Here is a 24,237-nt window from a genome sequence, read left to right as displayed (position 1 = left end):
AGCGTGGTAATCAAAATTATGCCAGTCTGCGTTTAACTTCTTCTGGTAAATCTGCCAAAGCTACTTCTATTTGTTCACCACTTTGTAAATCTTTCAATGATGATTTTTGTGCTGCTGCTTCTTCCGCACCAATAATTACACAAAATCTAATACCCTGTTTATCTGCGGCTTGAAATTGTTTACCTAAAGGGCGTTTTTCAAAGTTAGTCACAACATTAATTCCCCCTTGACGTAACTGTTGAGATACTTGTAAATAAACAGGCATTAAATCCTCTTGCATATTCACTACTACCACTTGAGTAGGAGTTGCAGATAAAGTATTGAGAATACCCGCTTTTAACAACCTGCTAATTAACCGAGTTAAACCAATAGAAATACCCACACCAGGCATTTTTTCACCGATAAATGTTCCCACTAATTCTTCATATCTACCACCAGAACAAATACTTCCCAAAGCTGCATGACCTAATAAGGTAGTTTCATAAACTGTTCCAGTATAGTAATTTAAACCACGAGCAATAGATAAATCAATACAGAAACGTTTATCAGCAACTCCTAAATTTCTCACTCCATTAATGACAGTTTCTAATTCAGTTACTCCCAAATTAAATTGTTCTGCTTCTGGCAAACTTTCAGCCAGGTGTTTGAGTTTATCTAAAACATCATCAATACTACCATCAATTTTCACAAACTCAATAATTTTTTCCGTTTGTTCTGAGGAAATACCTTCTGTCTCTAACTCTTGTTTAACTTTAGCTTCGCCAATTTTTTCCAAATTATCAATAATACTAATGCAGGTTTTAATTTGGTTTTCAGCAACTCCTACTGATTGGAAAAATCCTGTCAGGATTTTGCGGTTATTAATGCGAATAACAAAATCACCAATATTAATCTTTTCAAATATTTCCGTGATAATTGCGGGCATTTGGGCATCATAAAGTAAACTCAGTTTACCACGAGCAACTACATCTATATCACATTGCCGAAACTGTCGAAATCGTCCATCTTTTGCCCGTTCACCCCGAAATACCATATCCATTTGATAACGAGCAAAAGGAAAAGTTAGTTCATTCAAATGACGCGCAATATAAGCAGCAAAAGGAACAGTTTGATCAAATTTTAAAGCTCTTGCTTCTGAACCAGTTTCTCCAGATTTATCCTTTTCTGCTTGGCGATTTGGTGGTAAAATTGGGTCAATACTATAGATAATATTATCACCTTGATTACCTTTAGCTTGTAGAACTTCTAACCTTTCCACTGCTGGGGTTTCAATGGGTGTAAAACCATAACTTTCAAAAACTTTGCGAATAATATCTAGTAAATATACTTCAAGACGCTTTTCACTAGGCAGAAATTCAGGAAATCCGCTCGGAGTAGAAAAGTTAATTTTGTCACTTTTAGTCATGTTTTTACCTTAATAAATGGGAAATTAACCACAGACTATTATCTTATCTTTTATTTACAGCACATAAGAGGATGTTTGAAAAGTATCAGAATTAATCGAGATCCCCCCAACCCCCCTTACAAAGGGGGGCTAAATTCCTCAAAGTCCCCCTTTTCAAGGGGGATTTAGGGGGATCTGCGGGTGTCAGATCCCACACGAAAAAGTTTTCAAACAACCTCTAACAGGTAAATAAGGAAATACTCAACATGATTAATAATTGTGCCAAAATTCACTTGATCTTTGATAATTTGGTAATTGGTAATTGGTAATTGGGAAAACTTTTACCCAGTTTCCATATCCCTAATCTTCATTATTAAACCACCAAGGGTCTTTATCAATGTTAGTTTTAATCAAAAAGGCTTTTTTTCGCATAAAGCGTTTAAAGGCAGCTTTACCCATGCGTGAACCTCCCAAACCAGAAAATTTAAAGGCGTTTTTTTCTCCTTCTTGCATCATAGCTGTTAACCCTGCATCATTAATACTAATAGCACCTACATCTATTTGCATACCAATTTCTAATGCTAACTCTTCTGATTCAGAAAATATAGCAGCACTTAATCCATAAATAGAATCATTAGCTAAATTTATCGCTTCTTCTATATTAGCAAAAGACATAACCGGCATAATTGGACCAAATGTTTCTTCAGTCATTACTTTCATGGAATGGTCAACTTCAGTCATAACCGTGGGACGACACCACCAACCTCCACCTAATTCTTCTACTTTACCACCACAGTGAATTACTGCTCCTTTAGAAACTGCATCTAGCAGATGATCATTAATAATAGCTGCTTGTTTTTCACAAATAATCGGACCAATTTCACCACTTTCAATAGTTGGGTATGCCAATTTCAATTTATGGGATTTAGTGACTAATTGATGATAAAATTGTTCAAAAATAGATTCAGCAACATAAATTCTTTCAATTGATAAACATGACTGTCCCGAATTCACAACAGAACCCCACAAAATTGCTGAAGTTGCTAAGTCTAAATCTGCTGATTCTAAAACAATAGCTGGGTCTTTGCCACCTAATTCTAAGCAAGCAGGAATGAATTTTTGGGCTGCTGCTTCTGCCACTAACCGCCCAGTTTCTACACTACCTGTAAAACAAATTAAATCTACATCTTCGATTAAATCTGCTCCTGTTTGTCCTGCTCCTTCGACAAAATTTAAAACATCACGTAATTGCGGAATTGTATTCAGAGTTGTCATTAAAGGAGCAACAAAACGGGGAGTGATTTCACTGGGTTTAACTATGACTGCACAACCCGCTAATAAAGCTGGAATTGTATCAATTGTAGATAACAATAGGGGAAAATTCCAAGGACTAATTATGCCAACCAGAGGATAAGGAACAGCCGTTTGTTGTAAAGCAATAAACGGAATAGATGTATTTTTAGCTGTCCCTTGTAGTAATTGTGGAGCTAAATTACACCATTTGTCAATATTAGCAATAAATGAATCTACTTCTGTCACTGATGTTGATAATCTTCCCGTATCACTAACTAAAGCTTCTGTTAATTGTGTTCGGTCTGATAATATTGCTTTTTTCCAGGCTTTTAAAGCGGCAATTCTGCCTTCAACTCCTAATTTCTGCCAGATAATTTGTCCTCTTCGCAAACGGTGACATTGCTGGGAAAGTAATTTTGGTGGTGGAGGAACGATGACATAATCAAATTTACCTGTGCGGGGGTTGCGGACTTCTATTGGTTTACTCATTTGTGATTAATTTAAATGTTATCTCTCGCAATTTCTCTTAGAGGATGTTTGAAAAGTTGTATTCCGTAATTTTCATCACATTGCTACCCCCCTTTCCCCTTGTAAAGGGGGGAAACAATAAAAATCCAGTTCCCTCCCCTTTACAAGGGGAGGGTTAGGGTGGGGTAAAAAATATTTGATACATCAACCATAACTTTAGGGTCAGGAGTGGGGCTTCTGTCGGTTAAGCTAAAAAATTGCATTTATAGATAAAATACTGACAAAGAGCGATCAGATTTTTGTTAACACACAAGCTTTATGAAACCACAAATACCAACACAACGGGCAATTCTGGGATTAGAAGATTTTATATCTACTCCCTTAGCAGAGAAACTAGAACAGCATCTTCACATTGACAGTCGAGAAAGAGCGATCGCATTATTTCAAGATGTAGCTGCTAGTGTACCCGCTTACCAGGCATTTTTAGCAGAACGAGGCATAAATCCTCAAGATATTCAAACATTAGCAGATTTCCAAAACTTACCAAAAGTTAATAAAGAAAATTATATTTCCCGTTATTCTTTGCCCCAATTGTGTAATAATGGAAATATAGGAGGCTGTGATATGATCGCAGCTTCCTCTGGCTCAACAGGTAAACCCACATTTTGGCCGCGTTTCATCACTGATGAATTACAAATAGCCACCCGCTTTGAGCAAATCTTTCATAATAGTTTTTATGCGGATACTAAAACTACTTTAGCAGTAGTTTGTTTTGCTCTGGGAACTTGGGTAGGGGGAATGTTTACTACTAATTGTTGTCGTCATTTAGCCGCTAAGGGTTATCCGATTACCGTCATTACTCCAGGGAATAATAAACCGGAAATTTTGCGAATTGTCCAGGAATTAGGTGGTAACTTTGAGCAAGTTGTGTTATTAGGATATCCACCATTTTTAAAAGATGTCATTGATACGGGTATTGCCAATAATATCGAATGGGGACAATATCATATTAAGTTAGTCATGGCAGGAGAAGTATTTAGTGAAGAATGGCGCAATTTAGTAGCCCAAAGAATAGGTTCTGAAAATCCCTGTGATGATTTTGCTTCTATGTATGGAACAGCAGACGCGGGAGTTTTAGGAAATGAAACCCCTCTTAGTATTTGTATTCGGCGGTTTTTAGCAGTCACACCTCAAGCAGCGAAAGCATTATTTGGGGAGTCGCGTTTACCTACTTTAGTCCAATATGATCCTAACAGTCGGTTTTTTGAAGTAGAAGATGGAAATTTACTATTTTCTGGGAATAATGGTGTGCCTTTAATTAGATATAGCATTTTTGATCAAGGTGGCTTAATTACTTATGCCCAAATGCGAGAATTTTTAGCAGCATGGGGTTTTAATCCCATTACAGAATTACAAAATCATCGGGGAATTCATCAATTACCTTTTGTTTATATCTTCGGACGTTCTAATTTTACGGTTTCCTATTTTGGCGCAAATATCTATCCAGAAAATGTGACGGTAGGATTAGAACAACCAATTATTAGAGAATGGGTAACAGGTAAATTTGTTTTACAGGTAAAAGAGGATTTAGACAAAAACCGCTTTTTATCTGTAGTAGTAGAGTTAGCACCAGGAATAGAGGATAAAGAGGAGAAAAGATTATCTATAACTGCTGCTATTCTTGCTCAATTATTGCGTCTCAATAGTGAGTTTGCTAACTATGTTCCCCGACAATATCAAACTCCATTGGTAGAATTAAAACCCATTGGTGATATTGAATATTTTCCTATAGGTGTCAAACACAGATATACCCGGAATAATATGCGTAAATAGTCAAAAAATAGGTAAGAAATCAAAATCTCAAACTTTGCGCCTTTGCTTCTTTGCGCCTCTGCGCGAAACATAATTAATAATAACGCAACGGCCAAAATTTAATAAAACTCTTACCTATAATCAGGTTATTTGCATACTGCTTATAAAAGTTGCCAACCAGTACCTTGATAACCATAATCAAAGATATCTGGATGCAATATTTCTGCGAGAATTTCTAAAGAATCTACCAACCGCGGACCAGGACGGTTAAAGTAAGCATTGCCATCAGTAATAAATACTCTCCCTGATTGGACTGCATGGAGTTTTTTCCATTCTGGACGTTGAGTTAATACTTGAGCTTCTTGCTGAGTCTGTTGTAAATCAAAGCCACAGGGCATGAAAATAATCACATCTGGGTTACTATCTACTAATGTTTCCCATTTAACATGAGTAACAGGTTTACCCATCAGGCTAAATAATGGTTTTCCTCCTGCTAAGTTGATTAATTCAGGAACCCAATTTGTAGCGGTCATCAAAGGATCAGTCCATTCAACGCAAGCGACTTTAGGCATTTCTGCACAGGATAGCCCTTGCAGTCTTCGCTTACAAATTCTCACACGGGCTTCTAAATTTTCCAGTATTTCTACTGAATCTACTCCAAATGTGTGACTAACCCGTTCAATATCACCCCAAAGCTCCTGTAGTGTGTTCGGTTGTAAGGAAATTATTTGCGGTGAACTGTGGGTAAGTTGGGCAACTGCTTTTTCTACTTCCGGTAAACTGACGGCGCAGATATCACATTGATCTTGGGTGATAATGTGGGTAGGGTGCAATTTCTCTAAAACATCAATTTTGATTTTGTAGACACCTAAAGCAGATTGTAATAGATTGCTGGCTTCGTCATGAATAGAATGGCCATTAGCGTCACCATTCACACGGGCTTGGGTACAAACTGGAAGATTGGTGATTTCGGGAGGATAGTCACATTCATGCGATCGCCCGACCATAGCATCAAATAAACCCAGTTTAGCGACGATTTCCGTAGCACTCGGAATTAAAGAGACAATTCTTATATTGTTACTTGTATCAATCATAGTTTCACCCCCTGGGAATAGGAGTCAGGAGTCAAAAATAGAAAATGGTGTTAAGTTGTTTTTAACAGATGTTTCTACCCTCATTTTCACATATTTTTAGAGAGGCGGTATCTATCTTGAGGATGTTAGCCTTTTGATTTTTCGACAAGCTCAGTAACCAGATTCCAGAATCTTAATTTTAATTAAGCGTTAACGAACCGTTTGCGACTCCACTGAAATGATGACAAAAACCCACCCCTGAAAGCGTTAGGGGTGGGTAATTCATAAATTATGGATTTGGGATTTGGGACAGTGGCAAATTAGAACATACCCATGCCGCCCATGCCGCCCATACCGCCCATACCGCCCATGCCGCCCATACCACCCATGCCGCCATCAGGGGACCCAGCGGATTGTTTTTCAGGCTTTTCAGCAATAATGGCTTCGGTGGTTAGTACCATACCAGCAATGGAAGAAGCATTTTGTAAAGCGGAACGAACCACTTTTGCGGGATCAATAATACCAGCCGCAATTAAGTCTTCAAATTCGCCTGTAGCTGCGTTATAACCGATATTCAAATCAGTTTCCCGAACTCTGGCAACAATCACAGAACCTTCTGCCCCAGCGTTTTCCGCGATTTGCCGGAGGGGAGCTTCTAAAGCTTTTTTAACAATATCAGCGCCAATTCTTTCTTCAGGAGTGAGGCTGTTTTTAATAGCATCTACCTTGGTAGATAGATAAATTAAGGTTGCACCACCACCAGGAACAATACCTTCTTCTACCGCTGCTTTGGTAGCGTTGAGTGCGTCTTCAATCCGCAAGGTTCTGTCTTTCAGTTCTGTTTCTGTAGCTGCACCGACTTTAATCACGGCAATACCACCAGCTAACTTAGCAATGCGTTCTTGCAGTTTTTCGGTATCATAATCGGAATCAGTTTCCGCCAATTGTTTACGAATTTGCTCAATCCGGATTTGGATTTCTGGTTTAGCAGTATTACCAGCGACAATGGTGGTATTTTCCTTGTCAATGTGGATTTTCTGAGCAGTTCCCAACATTTCCAAAGTAGCTGTATCTAAGCTCAAGCCAATTTCTTCAGAAATCATTTGTCCATCTGTGAGAATGGCAATATCTTCTAACATAGCTTTGCGACGTTCACCAAAACCGGGGGCTTTAATCGCAGCTACAGCCAATACACCACGGGCTTTATTTACAACCAATGTTTGTAAAGCATCACCGTCTACATCTTCAGCAATAATCAGTAAAGGTTGACCTAAACGAGCAACTTTTTCCAAGATAGGGACTAAATCTTGAATGCTGCTGATTTTCTTATCAACAATCAGGATACGGGAGTTTTCAAACTCTACTGTCATCCGTTCATTGTTGGTGATAAAGTAGGGAGAAATATAACCTCTATCAACCTGCATCCCTTCCACTACTTCTAGTTCAGTGGTGAAGGATTTAGATTCTTCAACGGTAATTACACCGTCTTTAGTCACTTTCTCCATGGCCAGTGCAATCATCTGTCCGACTTCAGCATCATTACCAGCGGAAACTGTGGCAACTTGAGCGATTGCACTTCCTTCTACAGGTTTAGTAATTTTGGCAATTTCTGCTACCAGTGCTTCAACGGTTTTATCAATACCCCGTTTTAAGCTAATGGGATTTGTCCCAGCGGCTACATTTTTTAACCCTTCTTTAATCAAGGCTTGTGCTAAAACTGTGGCAGTGGTAGTTCCATCGCCAGCTACATCCTTAGTTTTCGATGCTACTTCCTGAATAAGTCTAGCGCCAGTATTTTCTAGAGGATCTTCTAATTCAATTTCTTTGGCAACAGTGATACCATCGTTAACAATTTGGGGAACACCAAATTTTTTCTCTAATAGGACGTTACGACCTCTTGGACCTAAAGTTATTTTCACTGCATCTGCCAGTGCGTTAATACCTCTTTCTAAAGCCCGTCGTGATTCTTCATTAAATGCAATAATCTTAGTCATGTTTTATTTTTCTATTGCTTCCATTAGACAATTTAGCACTCACTGACCAAGAGTGCTAATCCCTTTCCCCAATTTAGATTAACAATCAAAATCCCAAAATTGATTAATATTAACAGTTGATACTTATGTTTGACCATAAAACTCATGATTCTATGGGGAGCAAATGAACTTAGCGAACTCCCTTAAATCCCTTGGCATTGCTGACCCTAGCGGCTCCGGCTGGTTAGCTGTAGTATTTACGTTTCTATTAGCTTTGATTGTTACCTGGCGTTTAATTCCCACAATTCGCAAATTTGCCTTAGAGGTAGGTTGGGCAGATCAACCCAACGCTCGACGATTGAATCAAGAACCTTTACCTAATGCGGGAGGTTTGGCAATCTACGCGGGTGTTATTGCGGCTTTGGTCTTAGCTAGTCTCTTGCGGCCGATTGAACTGCAAGGGGTTTTAGCCCAGGTTTTAACGATTCTCCTCGGTGGTTCGATTTTAGTTCTAGTTGGCTTTATTGATGACCAATTTGGCTTACCTCCATCTGTGCGGTTATGGGCGCAAGTAACGACTGCACTTTTGTTGGTTGGTAATGGGATTAGCATCCAAGTTGCCTTTGGTACACCCATTGATTCTCTCTTATCTATGGCGTTAACCGTGCTGTGGGTAGTGGGAATCACCAATGCTATTAACCTCATGGATGGCATGGATGGTTTGGCTGGTGGCATTAGCTTTATTACTGCTATCAGTTTGTTAGGTGTTTCTGCCCAGTTTGATAATCGCGCTGCTGCTACTTTGGTTTTGGCAGCTTTGGGAGGGGCAGCACTGGGCTTTTTACGCCATAATTTTTACCCCTCACACATCATTATGGGTGATGCTGGAGCATACTTTTTTGGCTATGTTTTAGCAGCAACCAGTATTTTAGGTAAACTCCAATTAAATACAATCTATGCCCTAATACCTACAGTTTTATTTCTGCTGTTGCCAGTTATTGACACTACTCAAGTGTTTGTGCGCCGGCTCATGGCAGGAAAAAATCCTTTGAGTACACCAGGTAAAGACCACCTCCATCATCGCTTGTTAGCCTGGGGACTATCCCAACGTAATGCGGCTTTTATCCTCTGGTCAATTACTTTAGGCTGTAATTTGCTGGCTATGAGAGTCCAGGGGATGAGTTTATCAGTAATGCTGACTACTGCTGTCGGTATTATTTTGCTGTTAGGGTTTACCGTTTGGCAAAGAATGTTGAATAATCGGTGAATAAGGTTTGGCAGTCCCTTCAAGCCAGGGAATAAATTCCCTGTCTAAAAGCTAAAGTCGGTTAAAACCGACTATTTTAGCAAAAATAAGATAATTTTTGATTTTGAGTTAACTAGAGTGCGTTTTAACGCACTTTAGCTTTTAGACCGGAACTTAAGTTCCGGGGTGGTTTGTTCTTGTACTGAGCAGTTCGACCCTTCGACAAGCTCAGGGCATCGCAAGCTCACTGTACCAATTGATAGTAGTATTGACATTGGTGACTACCAATTTAAAAAATATCCTAACTTGTCGCATAGATATAGAGCTTGACACTTATCAGTATTTGTGTCAAACTTGTGCGTATATAGTCTTTAACTAAAAAGTGTTACAAGTTGTGACACATACTATTACCTTCAGACATCATCTTAATATCAGTAATTAATTAAATCCATGAATACTGCACTCAATTCTGCCCTGACGCTGACATATAACCAACTCAGCACCTTTGCTGAATTCAGGATAGATTCACCTTCGTGATCTCAATAACTCAGTATCAATTAATTCAGTTAATCAATGCTTGAACAAAAAAACTCTAAAATATAGGAGCATCTATCATGGCTAACAACTTCATCTGGATTGACGCAACCACCTTAAATGGAACTCTTTGGGATAATGGAACTCCATTCGCAACTCCTATTACTCAAATAGGCACATTAACACTTGGTGGTAGTTCCAAATATCTAAATACTCAACTCAACAATACGGGAACTATCGTTGAGAATGACAGTCTTTTCTATTTCAATGACGGCGCTATTCTCAATAATTCTGGTAATTATGAATTGCAACAGGGAGAAATTCGTAATTCCACTTCTAGTATTGGCACATTTAACAACTCTGGAACTTTCAAAAAAACCACTACAGGAATAGGCTCTATTGGAGTTGCTTTTAATAATACGGGAACGGTCAATGTTGAGTTGGGTATCTTAACATTAACGGGAGGAGGAGTTAGTAATGGGGGAATCTTCAACATCGCTAGCGGTAAAACCCTTAAAATTAGTGGGAAAAGTGGCTATACCCTCAGCAATGGATCAAAAATCAACGGGAATGGCAACCTGACCTTGGAGCGCGGACTCTTCGATATAAAACTATCAGAGGGAGCCGACATTGCTAGTACGGTTCAATTCACTATTGACACTTCATCATATCCAGAGTTATATGGATTTCAGGTAGATCAAGATTGGACGCTGCCCACTATCACCAAATGGAATACAGGTACTTTCAAAAGTACGGGAATATTGACTAACAAGGGTAGCTTAACCATCGGAGGTAATACAAAAAAATATCTTGATGCCCAACTTAATAATACAGGAAACATCACTACCAATGCTGGTGTTAGTGGTGTTGTGTACTTTCAAGAAGGTGCTATTCTCAACAATTCTGGTAATTTTGAGATGCAATCAGGAGTTATTTCCAAGTTAGGATCGTCTGCTGTTGGGACTTTTAACAACTCAGGTACTCTCAGAAAGACCACAACAGGAGATGGTGAGATTTATGTTACTTTCAATAATACGGGAACGGTCAATGTTGAGTTGGGTATCTTAACATTAGCGGGAGGAGTCAGTGATGGGGGAATCTTTAACATCACTAGCGGTAAAACCCTTAAATTTGGTGGTAATTATGGTTATACTAGTGGCTATACCCTCGGCAATGGATCAAAAATCAACGGGAATGGCAACCTGACCTTAGAGAGCCATCATCTACTCTTCGATTTAAAACTATCAGAGGGATCTGCCATTGCTAGTACGGTTAAATTCACTATTGACAGTACACAATATTCAATTTATATTAGTGAGCCTGATAAAGTAGCAGGATTTCAGGTAGATCAAGATTGGACGCTGCCCATTATCACTAATTGGAATGGAGGGACTTTGAAAAGTCCGGGGGTTCTGACCAATAGCGGTACTTTAACCATCGGTGGCGGTAAGAAGAAATATTTAGATGCCAAACTCAATAATACAGGAAACATAGTTGGTAATTTCCTCAATGAACTTGAAACAGATAAATATAATTTGATTTTTCAAGTGGGTTCCGTTCTGAACAACTCTGGTAATTTCAAATTACAATCAGGTACAATCGGTTTTCTCGATGGTGCTATCTTCAACAACTATGGCAATTTTGAATTGCAAGACGCGGAGATTTACAAGATATCTCCCGCTGTCGGGACATTTAACAACTTTGGAACTTTAAAGAAAACCACAGCAGCACTTGGAGGAAGTGGATACATTACCGTTGATTTCAATAATAAGGGAACGGTCAATGTCGAAGCAGGTACACTCGGACTAAGGGGTGGAGTCAGCGATGGAGGAATTTTCAACATCACTAGCGGTAAAACCCTTAGCTTTAATCACATTTATACCCTCAGCAATGGAACCAAAATCAACGGGAATGGCAACCTCACTGTTGGCTCTGCAATCGTAGAATTAAAAGTATCGGAAGGAGCCACCATTGCTAATACCGTTAAATTAACTCTTGATGGAATCGGAGGAGAATTTCGCGTCGATGGAGATTGGACGCTGCCCACGACGACTAATTGGACTTCTGGTACTTTTAAAAGTACAGGAATTCTGACCAATAGTGGTAACTTAAATTTAATTGACGGTTCTCCAACCGGTTCTGCAAGAAAGCTAGATGGTCAACTTAAAAATACTGGAAACATCTTTCACGATCGGGGTGGTCTCGATATTCTTGATGCTGCCATCTTCAACAATTCGGGCAATTATGAGGCAAAAGCACTTTCTGGGTCTTCGATTGGCATTTATGCAAGTGGCAATGGCACATTCAATAATTCTGGTACCTACACGAAAACCTTGTCTGGAGGAAATTCTATTGGGGCTACCTTCAATAATACTGGAACTGTCGAAGCCCGTTCTGGAACCATCGATTTCACCAAGTCTTATACTCACAACAATGCCAACTTGATTCTCAGAGGGGGAAACTTTATTTTTAGAAGGGCATTAACCATTAACGGTGGCAGCATAGAAGGAAATGGCAGCATTGATGTCAAAGACATTGGAACGACAAACTCTGGCTTACTCAATCCGCGTCTTGCTGGCAACACCGAATTTGGTCGCTTAACTATTAATAGTAACTACACCGAAACCAGTAGTGCCAGCATCAATATTCAACTTGGTGGCAATATCGCAGGAACGAACTTTGATCAAGTGGATATTAATGGAACTGCCACTTTTGATGGAAAGTTGAATGTCAGCCTACTGAATAACTTTACTCCCACTCTTGGTAGTACCTTTGATGTTTTAACTTACGATTCTTTAAATTCCTCATCTAATCTTGACTTTACTGGTTTAAGTATCAACTCTACCCTTAAGTTTTTACCTCAATGGTTTAACAACAAGCTAACTCTAAAAGTTGTTGAAGATTCATCTACAAACTTAGCGATCGCGGCGACCAATGCGAATCAGACAGAAGGGAATACTGGAACTCAAGCCTTTACTTTCACTGTTACGCGCTCTGGTTCAACTACAGGAACAAATGCCGTTAACTGGACTGTCACGGGTACAGGGACTAATCCTGCTAATGCGGTAGACTTTGGTGGAACTTTACCATCAGGAATTGTTAACTTTGCTGCGAATGAAACTTCTAAGGTAATTACGGTTAACGTCAGTGGAGATACGACAGTTGAACCGGATGAGAACTTTATTATCACCCTATCCAATCCTACCAATAATGCAACTCTTACCACTACCTCTGTTACCGGAACTATTACTAATGATGATGTTTTTACCCCAATTGAATCAGCAGGTAATACTAAGTTAGTCAAAGATGCAGCCAACAAATACTTTACCCAAGTCGGAACAAATACCCCAATTGCTATTAAAAATGGTGGACAACAAATCTACCAAGATATCTACGCAGGATGGCAAACTTTAGCAGCAGAAACGGTTAATGGAGATAACCAAGTTCTCTGGAAAAACGTTTCTGGAAACTATCTGCATATTTGGCATTTAGATAATAACTGGAATTGGGTTTCTTCTGAAGGAAATTGGGGATTAAATTCGGCAGAAGCTTTAACTCAAGAAACTAACTTTAGCATAGATGCTAATGGTGATGGTGTTATTGGCAATCCTTATACTGCAATTGAATCAGCAGGTAATACTAAGTTAGTCAAAGATGCAGCCAACAAATACTTTACCCAAGTCGGAACAAATACCCCAACTGCTATTAAAAATGGTGGACAACAAATCTACCAAAATATATACGGTTCAGGATGGCAAACTATAGCCGCAGAAACGGTTAATGGGGATAACCAAGTTCTCTGGAAAAACGTTTCTGGAAACTATCTACATATCTGGCGTTTAGATAGTAACTGGAATTGGGTTTCTTCTGAAGGAAATTGGGGATTGAATTCGGCAGAAGCTTTAACTCAGGAGACTAACTTTGCCATAGATGCTAATAGTGATGGTGTTATCGGTTACACACCAATTGAATTAGCAGGTAATACTAAACTAGTCAAAGATGCCACCAACAAATACTTTACCCAAATCGGAACAAATACCCCAACCGCTATTAAAAATGGTGGACAACAAATCTACCAAGATATCTACGGTTCAGGATGGCAAACGATAGCCGCAGAAACTGTCAATGGGGATAACCAAGTTCTCTGGAAAAATATTACTGGAAACTATCTGCATATTTGGCATTTAGATAATAACTGGAATTGGGTTTCTTCTGAAGGAAATTGGGGATTGAATTCGGCAGAAGCTTTAACTCAGGAGACTATTTTCGGCATAGATGCTAATAGTGATGGTGTGATTGGTAATCCCTCTAGTCTGACTTTGACAGGTACTAGTGGTAATGATTTCCTCGTTGGTGGTGCAAATAATGATATTCTCACTGGTGGGGGTGGTAAAGATACTCTAACGGGTGGTTTAGGAAGTGACAAATTTGTTTACCAAAATCTTACTGATTCTCTCTTAGCTAACTTTGATGTGATTACTGACTTCAACGCCACCACAGGTAATGATTTATTCCGTGTTTCTACCGCACGAGCCGGATTTGTAGATGTGGGAGCAGTTAATACTTTAGATGCTGCTGGTATGGGGGCAAAATTAACAGCGGCAGCCTTTGGGTCAAATTTTGCGGCTCAATTCAGCTTTGGACAAAAAACCTTTGTGGCTATTAATGATGCAAACGCAGGATTTAATGCGGCTAATGATGCCATTATTGAAGTTACAGGATTAACAGGAATTCTGGGACTCAATAACTTTACAACTGTCTGAGTTCGGGTAAGTACAGTGGTGTCAACTTAGGCTAGGGATACTTCGGCAAGTGTTACAGTGAGCTGGCGATGCCCTGAGCTTGTCGAAGGGTCGAACTGCTCAGTACAAGTAGCTTATTTGTTTGGCTGCAACATTTCCGCCCGGAACTTAAGTTCCGGGCTAATAGCTAAAGTGCGTTAAAACGCACTCTGATTAACTCAAAATCAAAAATTATCCTATTTATGCCAAAGTAGTGGGTTTTAAACTACTTTAGCTTTTAGGCAGGGAATAAATTCCCTGGCTGGCTTGAAGGGACATCAATTTACGTTAAGTTGACACCAATGATCACTGCTCATTGGTGTCGACTTAACGCAAAATCTTCATCCCGCAAGGAACTCAAGTTCCTTGCTAATAGCGAAAGTCATCTAAAAGATGACTAAATACTAGGAAAATTCATTAGTCCGTTTTAACGGACTTGAGCTATGAGACAGGGAATTTATTCCCTGGCGGGTGTGGAAGCCAAACAAATAAGCCATCTGTAACCTAAGTTGACACCAATGATCACTGCCAAACCCCTACTACTACAAATCCAAGTTTTTTGTAATTTTGCAAAAGTCCATGTCCCAACCATATTTAGTATAACAATTGACCACTGACCACTGATAAATTACATCACCATCCCGCCATCAACGTTAAATACTTGCCCTGTGATGTAAGCTGCGGCCGGATCTGATGCTAAAAAGCGCACCATGCCAGCAATTTCTTCTGGTTTACCAAAACGCCCCAGGGGGATATATTGCAGGATGCCGTCAGCTTTAATATCACTAGTCATGTCGGTGGTAATGAAACCGGGGGCAACGGCATTGACAGTGATGCCACGGGAAGAAAGTTCCTTGGCAACGGTTTTGGTAAAGCCAATTACTCCAGCTTTGGCTGCGCTGTAGTTGGCTTGTCCAGGGTTGCCCATTTGTCCGGCGACGGAAGCGATGTTAATAATTCGCCCCGAACGTTGTTTAAGCATAATTTTACTGACTACTTTTGTACATAGAAATACACCAGTTAAGTTAAGGTCTATGACTGCTTGCCATTCTTCTAATTTCATTCTTAATAGCAGGGTGTCACGGGTAATACCTGCATTGTTGACCAAGATATCCACGCGCTGGAATTTTTCTAAGGTGGTTTTAATGAGTGTATCTACTTGATTTTCTTGAGAAACATCTGCTTGGAGGGCAATGGCTTCTCCTCCTGCTGCTGTGATTTCTGCTACTACTTCATCTGCTGCGGTGCTAGAACTAGCGTAGTTAACAACTACTTTTGCGCCTTGGGATGCTAGTTGGATAGCGATCGCTCTGCCAATTCCTCTTGATGCACCTGTGACAATTGCAACCTGATCTTTTAATAAACTCACTTGATTTTCCTCAATCTGTGGAGATACCTCGCTAATTATAATTATAATATCTGGCGGTAAGTGGGAAACTCAGGGGCTTTAGCCCTGAGAGTGTCAATAATTACCTTCAGGTGTGGGTGTTTCCGTCGGAATTGGTTCTTCCGTTGGGGTTTGTGAGGGCGTTTCTGTGGGTTCAGGTTCTGGTGGATTTTCTGCTGTTACAGTCAGTTGATAATCTACCGGTTCTGAGGCTGTGGAAACAACAACAAATTCATAAAATCCTTTTTCTGATAATGTTGCAGATATCGTCCGTTTTTGAGAATCTTCTAGCAGTGGGTTTTTCCCAGAAGGAGAATAAATTGATAATAAAACTTTTGAATTTGCTTCTAGCTTAACTTCCATATTTTGATCTTTGGCTAGTCCAGCAATAAAAACTTTACCTCTTCCTGGTTGCAAACTTCCATTCACTGTTTTCCCGGTAGCACCTTCAGGAAAGACGATTTTTTCAAATATGCTTTTATCAAGAATAGCGTTAAATTGATCATTGACAAATGCGTACCAAACTTGTCCAATGGGTTGTTTAATAAAACTTTTACCCTTTTGTTCAGGAAATTCATGTAAAAAAGCTGCATCACCTAAATCATATAAAGACCGACTACCAACGTTGATTTTATTAATTTTAAATTGCCAGATTGCGCGTTCATTCCCAGTATAATTGCCCAGTTGACGGCGAGAGTCAGAGGTGATTGCAGATAGCTGTACTTGGGGAGAGAATTCTTTTAAAACACAAGCTTCTCGAAAGCGGTTAATATCTTCTGCTAAATAAGTTTTGCCAAATCCTCCTTGGCCAATTTGTCGAATAATAACATAGCGATCGCCTAAAGTTTGCCCTGGTTGAATCCCCTGATTTCCAGATGTTGGTACATTAGCAATTTTGTCTCCACATTGGAGACAAAACCTACTACCAGACGGATTTTGATGCCCTTGAGAACAATAAATATTAGTCATTGGTCAGTTGTCAGTTGTTAGTAGGGGCGAAGCATTTGCAAGATAAATTATCGGTCATTGCCAAAAATAGTTCTCCAAATGCTTCGCCCGTACAGTTGTCAGTTGTCAGTTCTGAAAAATTACCCATTACCTATTACTTATTCTCTACTTTATCAGATGCGATCGCATACCAAATTTGCAGAAAAGTTTTTTGATTTAGTTTCCCACGTTCTTGACCAGGAAACAATGGTTCAAATGTCTGATATGTATCTGCGCGTAAATCCTGGAAAGATTTATACTTACCCAATCTTCCAGCTTTAGCAAGTTGTTCCCAGCGTTGAGAATCTTGTTGACTATAACTACCGATTTTCTTTCTAGCAGTTTCACTTAAATTAGCCTTTTCTATATGATTTAACAACTGATCTGCAACATGATTCCATTGTTCCCGCAAAGCAGCATCTGCCGATTTCTCAGTTAACTGACGTTTATTTAATTCTGGTTTTTGGGTATAGAAAACTTCATTAACTGTATTATTAAAAAAATTCGCAGAAATTTCTAGCTTTTGCACACGACTGGAAATTTGCTGAATACTGCGTTTACCATTATTCCCATTTCCAGAATTATTAATAGATGGAATTTGAGGAACTTCAATTTGAGGAACTGTAATTGATGTTATCCCCTTAACTGCAAAATTTCCTAAAGCGAATACACCAGCGCCTGTTAACAAGATTCCCGTAGTCATAATAAAGCTAACAGTAAAAGGCCGCAACCATATTGGCATCGGAATTTTCTGGACAAATAATGTCGTTTTGTTGTGGACACCACTATGAAGAGTCCGAGCGCGTTTTATACCTGGTGCTACCACCTCTGTTTTTAACTTAGTAATATAAGGATGGGGATTATTAGGAGTTTGCATAGTCTGTGGTGTAGATGAAAGAGATGGTAAAGGTAAATCTTTAATAACTTGTTCGGCTTTTTGATAGCGATCGCTCGGTTTATATGCCAACATCTTTTTGAAGACAGCCTCTAATTTGGGGCTAACCTTAATTTCCTGACCCCAAAACCAAACGCCATTATAGCTATCATAAAGTAAATTTGGTTCTTTCCCCGTGATCAATACTAAAGCCGTCACTGCTAGAGAATAAAAATCACTGCTTTTATAGACTTTTCCCTGAAGTAACTGTTCTTCAGGTGCGTATCCCTTTTTACCTAATAAAGTTGCATTTACAGCCAATTGTGTCCGCCAAAAACCCTGATCAGCTGGTAACTGTTTGACACCGCCAAAATCAATCAACACAGGTAAATTATCACTTTGGCGTAAAATCAAATTATCCGGGGAAATGTCGCGGTGAACTATATCTAGAGAATGAATATAAGTCAAAATTGGGAGAATATTGTGCAGTAAATTAATAACCTCCTCTTCACTAAAAGACTTTCCCTGACTTTGACGCTGTGTAAATAATTGGTCATAATTATCACCCTCAATATAATCTTGCACCAAAAAGAAAAAATCCTTAGTCCCAATTTTTGCCTGAAAAGAAGCGTGAAAACGTGGAATTTGGGGATGTTGGATTTTTTTCAGGACATTTGCTTCTCGTTCAAACAGTTCCTTTGCTTTTTCTAACTCCTGCGGTTTGACAATATTGGGGGCAAATTCCTTTAAAACGCAGGTTTTACGAGATTTTTGCCGATCAATCGCTAAATAACTGCGGCCAAAACCACCTTGTCCCAATATTCGCGCAATTTCATAACGATTATCAATAACTTGTCCCACACTCAAAGGTAATGCTTCACCGCAATGAGTACAAAAACGATGACTACCATTATTTATGTGTTGTTGACTGCAATATATTTGCATGGTATTGGAGGATAAATGGGAAGTTATCAATGACTACAAAAGGAGTAAGGTAATTTACGTTTTCATCAATGTTTTGCGTTCTCAATGTTTGGACAAAACTGAATTTGCTGGTTTTCAAAACTGTAAGCTGTTACGCAGCTAAATTTGATCATCCTAATTTAGTAGGGGTAATTCATGAATTACCCCTATAGGCTAACTAACCTTTTCGACCCCCGCTAAATCCAAAATCGGTGCAATCAAATCTTCCCGCTTTACCGCCATCAGATGCACACCCTGACACAATCCTCGCGCAATTTGCACTTGTTCGGCGGCAATTTTCATTCCTTCTTCGAGAGGATGTTTCGCTTTTGCTAACCTCTCAATAATGTGTTCAGGAATATTCACACCGGGAACGGCTTTATTAATAAACTGGGCATTTTTTGCCGATTTCAACAGAAAAATTCCCGCCAGAATTGGTTTATTGTAACCTACAGCAATTTTATCCATGAACTTTTCTAATGTTTCAAAATCAGTAATTAATTGACTTTGAAAAAATTGCGCCCCGGCTACTATCTTCTTTTCAAACCGACTTTGTAAACCTGACCAACTTTGAGATTGAGGATCTACTGCTGCACCGGCAAATAAATCTAATGCGCCATCAGTGAGAGGTTTCTCATTAAAATCAAAGCCCTGATTCATGTTTCTAATTAACTGCAATAACCGCACAGCTTCTAAATCAAAAACGGCTTTTGCTTGAGGATTATCTCCTGCTTTTACAGGGTCGCCAGTTAAAGCTAAAATGTTGCGGATACCCAAAGCATGAGCACCCATTAAATCTGCTTGTAATCCAATTCTATTCCGATCACGGCAAGCAAATTGACAAATCGGCTCAATCCCATTTTGCAATAAAATTACCGAGGCTACCAACGAAGACATCCGCATTACAGCACGGCTACCATCAGTAATATTGACAGCATGAACCCTTCCCTTAAGAGTCGCCGCCATTGCAAGCATCTGGACTGGATCTCCTCCCTTGGGAGGTGCAACTTCGGCGGTAATTAAAAATTCACCTGCAAGGGCGGCTTTACGGAAGTTATTAAAAGCACTAAAGCTATGGGTATCCGGCATAACATTATAATTTTGGTTTGCTAATCAGGTAAAACATCAGACACCTAAAAGCTTAAACCTTAAAGAGGAACAGTGAAACCCAAAGCAGCTTTAACATCTGCTAAAGTTTGATTAGCGATCGCTCTGGCTTTCTCCCCACCATCTCGCAACACTGACTCCAAATAGCCTTTATCCGCCATTACCTCCTGATATTTAGTTTGAATTGGCTGTAAAGCACAAATCGCCGTTTCTGTCAATAAAGGTTTGAATTGTCCCCAACCCATATCTGCACATTCAACCGCTACCTCTTCCTTGGTTTTTCCAGCCAGTAGGGTATACAGAGTTAATAAATTATGACATTCTGGGCGTTCTGAATCATCAAAGGTTAAACCCCTCACTAAATCAGTTTTACAGCGTTTAATCTTCTTATTAATCTCCTCTGGTGAGTCTAAAATATTAATCCGACTTAATTCTGAAGGATCTGATTTTGACATTTTCCGGGTTCCATCTGTCAAACTCATCACCCTTGCACCTTCCTTTCTAATTAAAGGATCTGGTAATTTTAATACAGGTGCTTTTTTCGCAAATTGGTGATTAAACCTATTGACGATATCTCGCGTTAGTTCTAAATGTTGCTTTTGATCTTCACCTACTGGCACTTTATCAGCTTGATAAAGGAGAATATCCGCCGCCATGAGTACGGGATAATCTAACAAACCAACACCGACATTTTCCCCTTGTTTAACGGCTTTTTCCTTAAACTGGATCATATCTTGCAACCAGTTCAGAGGGGTAATGCAATTTAGCAACCAAGTCAGTTCACTGTGTGCGGAAACGTGAGACTGAACAAAGATGTGAGAATGCTGTAAATCAATGCCACAGGCTAAATATAATGCAGCAATATTGTAAGTATCAGCCGCTAAAGTGGCGGGATTATGCGGTACAGTGATAGCGTGTAAATCTACCACACAAAAGAAATTTTCATACTGGTCTTGAATTTCTACCCAGTTGCGAATCGCACCTAAATAGTTACCTAAGTGTAAGTTACCAGTTGGTTGAACTCCCGACAAAACGCGCTGCTTACCCATAATTATCAGTGTAACGAGAACTTGCTCAATTTTATAGACCCTAACCGTCAAGTCAAACCCCTGAAAACCGTCCTAAGTAGATTAGGAGAGGTTTGTTAGAAAATATGATCAAACATTTTCTCATCATCTTCTACAATTAATAATTAGGTGTATTAACAACTAGGAAATTATTTAGTTATGCCCCCACTTAACATTGATGTAAATCAATCCAATATCAGTATTAAAGAGTTGTTATCTCTAGTGCTTGCAGGCAAAGAAATTGTTTTAACTGATGGTAGCATCCCCCAAGCACGTTTGATATCAATGTCTTCCGAAAAAATTTCAAGTTCTCAATCTCGCACAGCAGGATTACATTCTGGAGTTATTTGGACAAGTGAAGATTTTGATGAGCCACTACCTGAAGATTTCTGGACTGGAAATATATGAATTTACTGCCATTGAAGTGCCTCTTTGTTACTCTGTTTTGTTGCTTAAATATAAAACTAAAAGAATCTGTACCTCCAGAGAGATAAAAACCAACTGACCTAACTTTTATACTTCAGACTAAATAGGTTTTGATCAAAAACAACTCAGGGAAATATACTTAATGAAAGCTTTATTAATCTGGCCGATAATGCCTAATTCATTCTGGTCTTATCAGGAAACCATTGATTTAGCTGGGTTACGTGCTACGAATCCCCCATTAGGTTTAATCACTGTTGCAGCGATGTTACCGAGTGATTGGGAATTCAGATTGAGCGATCGCAATGTCCGTCTAGAAACAGATGCAGATTGGGAATGGTGCGATATAGTCATCATCTCGGCAATGATTATCCAAAAACAGGATTTTGGCGACTTAATTAGAAAAGGCAAAAAGTTAGGTAAAAAAGTCGCAGTGGGGGGACCATTTGCCACATCTGTACCAGAATTTGTCCTCGAAGCAGGCGCAGATTATTTAATTTTAGATGAAGGGGAAATCACTCTTCCCATGTTTGTAGAAGCTTTAGAAAAGGGAGAAGAAAAGGGGATTTTCCGCGCCACAGAAAAACCAGATGTCACCACAACTCCCTCACCTCGGTTTGATTTATTAGATTTAGATGCTTATATAGCAATGACGGTGCAATTTTCCCGTGGTTGTCCATTCCAATGTGAATTTTGCGATATTATTACCCTTTTTGGCCGCAAACCCCGCACAAAAACACCTGAGCAAATTCTGGCGGAATTAGAAGTTTTATATAAGATGGGTTGGTGGCGTTATGTGTTTATTGTTGATGATAACTTTATTGGCAATAAACGCAATGCTAAAGTCTTTTTAAGGGCATTAATTCCCTGGATGGAAGAACGTAATTATCCTTTTGCTTTATTAACAGAAGCTTCTTTGAATTTAGCTGAAGATGATGAGTTACTAGAATTAATGGTAAAAGCTGGTTTTGTCCAGGTATTCATGGGAATTGAAACTCCTGACGTAGATAGTCTAGTAGGAATTAATAAACCACAAAATACTCGCAGTTCCTTAGTTGAATCTTGCCATAAAATTACCAAAGCCGGATTACAAATTATGTCTGGTTTTATCTTAGGATTTGATGGGGAAAAACCAGGCGCAGGTAAACGGATTCAAGAGTTTGTGGAAGCAACTTGTATTCCCCAAGCTCATCTTAACTTATTGCAAGCATTACCCAATACAGCTATGTGGACTCGCTTGCAAAAAGAAGGACGGTTAAGGGATGGTTTGGGTGAATTTTTTGGTTCTCAAAAAGCCTTAATGAATTTTGTTCCCACTCGGCCAATGTCGGAAATTGCGGAGGAGTTTATTGATGCTTTTTGGAATTTGTATGAACCTATGCCATACCTGAAACGGACTTTTCGCCATTTTATGATGATGGAAGGTTGGCGAGCTAAATATCAACGGACTTTAACAAAACCAGAGTTTCAATTTTTAATGTCTATTTGTTGGCGACAGGGAATGCTCCGTTCTACACGGTTTGTTTTTTGGCAGCAATTAATAACAATGGCACGGCAGAAACCTCATCTATTATATGATTATTTAATTGCTTTGGGTACAGGTGAACATTTTTTCAAGTTCCGTCATGAGGTAAAGGCAGAAATAGAAGCAGAATTAGCAGAATTCCAGCAGCATGAACGGGAGCAAGAAGCCATAAATTTACAGTTAGAACCTGTGAGTTAAGTAGCTCCTTAATACCCAGATCCCCGACTTCTTAAAGAAGTCGGGGATCTATTCTGCGAGGGTCATGGTAAAATTAAGTTTCCCGCTAAAATTGCAAAAGTTATTTCCCCCGCTACTGTCTTTGTCCCTATGCACTGGGGTAGGCTATGGGTAGATGATGCGGAAGCTAACACTCTTACCTATTCAGAAGCTTTTCATAATTCCGTTCAAGCAGGATTAACAGCCTATGCTGTGCCATTATTACCAATTTCTGTAGAATCTACTTTTAAAAATTATCAATTTCAGTCCTCTCAATGGTAAGATATTAACTGTATTCATAAATTAGAAATGCACAAACAATTTAACCTATAGTTAATCATCAATAGTTATGATTATTTTTTTAGCTATCTAAATTGTTAAAGCATGATCATGATTATTTTTAAAGGAATTTTCTTAAACTGCAAAGTTTGTGAAAAGAGAAAATATATTATGCTTTTTTATCCTTGAGATTTATCTACAGGATTTTTGTTTTATCTTCGTAATTTCCAAATTAATTTTAATCAAGGAGGATCAAATGAGAAAATTCATTAAAAGCTTTCTAGAACTTACCAGTGATAAAAGCTTCATGCACATGATTGAAGTTATTGAGGTAATAGTTGCAAAATTACTATCTCTACTTATGGTAATAGTAATTCTTGCAACACTTGGTGATTTAGCAATATTTATTTTTAAGGAAATACTTTCTCCACAAGAAGGTAGTTTTAGCAAGACATTGTTTCAAACTTTCGGTTTATTTCTCAATGTTTTAATTGCTTTAGAAATACTAGAAAATATCACTGGCTATCTGAAAAAGCAAGTTTTACAAGTTGAACTAGTTATTGTTACTTCTTTAATTGCTATTGCCAGAAAAATTATTATTCTTGACGTGAAAGTTACTGAAGGTATCGAAATTATCGGTTTAGGTATTGCGATTCTTTCTTTATCAATTAGTTATTTGATAATTCGGAGTAGTAATTCTCAAAAAGGGAATTAAATGCGGATTATTGCTATTAATCTATTATTTTTTTCAATTTTGTATTTTGAATGGGAGTAATGGTTAGAGAAGCTATGGTATATTCAGAGGTGGTGCGGCCGTGAATATGGCGAAAATTAACTCTACTAGC

General features: G+C 38.9%; 18 protein-coding genes. 8 read left to right on the top strand and 10 right to left on the bottom strand.

Going from position 1 to position 24,237, the window contains the following annotated elements; all coding sequences use genetic code 11:
* Positions 1–16: 16 nt before the first annotated feature.
* Both hisS and ANA_RS08565 read right to left on the bottom strand, forming a co-directional pair.
* Positions 17–1,405, bottom strand: coding sequence for a histidine--tRNA ligase (hisS, locus tag ANA_RS08570; protein ID WP_015079673.1), 1,389 nt, complete (start codon positions 1,403–1,405; stop codon positions 17–19).
* 339 nt (positions 1,406–1,744) lie between these two features.
* Positions 1,745–3,166, bottom strand: coding sequence for an aldehyde dehydrogenase family protein (locus tag ANA_RS08565; RefSeq protein WP_015079672.1), 1,422 nt, complete (start codon positions 3,164–3,166; stop codon positions 1,745–1,747).
* A 297-nt stretch (positions 3,167–3,463) separates the two neighbouring features.
* On the opposite strand from ANA_RS08565, the gene ANA_RS08560 reads away from it, so the two are divergent.
* Complete coding sequence (locus ANA_RS08560; RefSeq protein WP_015079670.1) at positions 3,464–4,978, top strand: phenylacetate--CoA ligase family protein; 1,515 nt, start codon at positions 3,464–3,466, stop codon at positions 4,976–4,978.
* Between the two features lie 140 nt (positions 4,979–5,118).
* Here ANA_RS08560 and ANA_RS08555 read toward each other — a convergent pair whose 3' ends face one another.
* On the bottom strand, positions 5,119–6,051 hold the full coding sequence (locus ANA_RS08555; RefSeq protein ID WP_015079669.1) for a cobalamin-binding protein: 933 nt from the start codon (positions 6,049–6,051) through the stop codon (positions 5,119–5,121).
* A 299-nt stretch (positions 6,052–6,350) separates the two neighbouring features.
* Entirely contained in the window at positions 6,351–8,024 is a 1,674-nt protein-coding gene (gene groL, locus ANA_RS08550; protein WP_015079668.1) for a chaperonin GroEL, read from the bottom strand.
* A gap of 163 nt (positions 8,025–8,187) precedes the next feature.
* Between groL and ANA_RS08545 the strand changes: the two genes are divergently transcribed.
* Entirely contained in the window at positions 8,188–9,270 is a 1,083-nt protein-coding gene (locus tag ANA_RS08545; protein WP_015079667.1) for an MraY family glycosyltransferase, read from the top strand.
* A gap of 593 nt (positions 9,271–9,863) precedes the next feature.
* Positions 9,864–14,546 carry a bluetail domain-containing putative surface protein gene (locus tag ANA_RS27490; protein WP_015079666.1) on the top strand — a complete coding sequence of 1,561 codons (4,683 nt, stop codon included), beginning with the start codon at positions 9,864–9,866 and terminating at the stop codon, positions 14,544–14,546.
* Positions 14,547–15,021: 475 nt separating this feature from the next.
* On the opposite strand, the gene ANA_RS28150 is transcribed toward ANA_RS27490, so the two are convergent.
* The 3 genes from ANA_RS28150 to ANA_RS08530 form a co-directional block, all read right to left on the bottom strand.
* A complete protein-coding gene (locus ANA_RS28150) occupies positions 15,022–15,156 on the bottom strand; it encodes a hypothetical protein (RefSeq protein ID WP_015079665.1) in 135 nt (44 codons plus the stop codon).
* A 36-nt stretch (positions 15,157–15,192) separates the two neighbouring features.
* Entirely contained in the window at positions 15,193–15,933 is a 741-nt protein-coding gene (gene fabG, locus ANA_RS08535) for a 3-oxoacyl-[acyl-carrier-protein] reductase (protein ID WP_015079664.1), read from the bottom strand.
* Positions 15,934–16,026: 93 nt separating this feature from the next.
* The gene (locus ANA_RS08530; protein ID WP_015079663.1) at positions 16,027–16,920 is read right to left on the bottom strand and encodes a zinc ribbon domain-containing protein; all 894 of its coding nucleotides are present in this window, start codon (positions 16,918–16,920) and stop codon (positions 16,027–16,029) included.
* 14 nt (positions 16,921–16,934) lie between these two features.
* Between ANA_RS08530 and ANA_RS24355 the strand changes: the two genes are divergently transcribed.
* Positions 16,935–17,114: a hypothetical protein gene (locus ANA_RS24355; protein WP_162471194.1), complete on the top strand. Its 180-nt coding sequence runs from the start codon at positions 16,935–16,937 to the stop codon at positions 17,112–17,114.
* On the opposite strand, the gene ANA_RS08525 is transcribed toward ANA_RS24355, so the two are convergent.
* The 3 genes from ANA_RS08525 to trpS form a co-directional block, all read right to left on the bottom strand.
* A complete protein-coding gene (locus ANA_RS08525; RefSeq protein WP_015079662.1) occupies positions 17,054–18,757 on the bottom strand; it encodes a serine/threonine-protein kinase in 1,704 nt (567 codons plus the stop codon). The genes ANA_RS24355 and ANA_RS08525 overlap by 61 nt on opposite strands.
* 192 nt (positions 18,758–18,949) lie before the next feature.
* Entirely contained in the window at positions 18,950–19,864 is a 915-nt protein-coding gene (locus ANA_RS08520) for a methylenetetrahydrofolate reductase (RefSeq protein ID WP_015079661.1), read from the bottom strand.
* A gap of 59 nt (positions 19,865–19,923) precedes the next feature.
* Positions 19,924–20,931 carry a tryptophan--tRNA ligase gene (trpS, locus tag ANA_RS08515; RefSeq protein ID WP_015079660.1) on the bottom strand — a complete coding sequence of 336 codons (1,008 nt, stop codon included), beginning with the start codon at positions 20,929–20,931 and terminating at the stop codon, positions 19,924–19,926.
* 177 nt (positions 20,932–21,108) lie between these two features.
* Between trpS and ANA_RS08510 the strand changes: the two genes are divergently transcribed.
* The 4 genes from ANA_RS08510 (at position 21,109) to ANA_RS08500 (ending at position 24,107) form a co-directional block, all read left to right on the top strand.
* Positions 21,109–21,357 (top strand): type II toxin-antitoxin system Phd/YefM family antitoxin, encoded by a 249-nt coding sequence (locus ANA_RS08510; RefSeq protein ID WP_015079659.1) that lies wholly within the window; start codon positions 21,109–21,111, stop codon positions 21,355–21,357.
* A gap of 160 nt (positions 21,358–21,517) precedes the next feature.
* On the top strand, positions 21,518–23,095 hold the full coding sequence (locus ANA_RS08505) for a B12-binding domain-containing radical SAM protein (protein ID WP_015079658.1): 1,578 nt from the start codon (positions 21,518–21,520) through the stop codon (positions 23,093–23,095).
* Between the two features lie 129 nt (positions 23,096–23,224).
* Complete coding sequence (locus ANA_RS25760) at positions 23,225–23,395, top strand: hypothetical protein (protein WP_371260392.1); 171 nt, start codon at positions 23,225–23,227, stop codon at positions 23,393–23,395.
* A gap of 253 nt (positions 23,396–23,648) precedes the next feature.
* Complete coding sequence (locus ANA_RS08500) at positions 23,649–24,107, top strand: phosphate-starvation-inducible PsiE family protein (RefSeq protein ID WP_015079656.1); 459 nt, start codon at positions 23,649–23,651, stop codon at positions 24,105–24,107.
* Positions 24,108–24,237: the final 130 nt, after the last annotated feature.

The sequence above is a fragment of the Anabaena sp. 90 genome, from assembly GCF_000312705.1.
In the GTDB taxonomy this organism is placed as follows: Bacteria; Cyanobacteriota; Cyanobacteriia; order Cyanobacteriales; family Nostocaceae; genus Dolichospermum; species Dolichospermum lemmermannii.
This window is presented reverse-complemented; position numbering and strand designations above follow the sequence as displayed.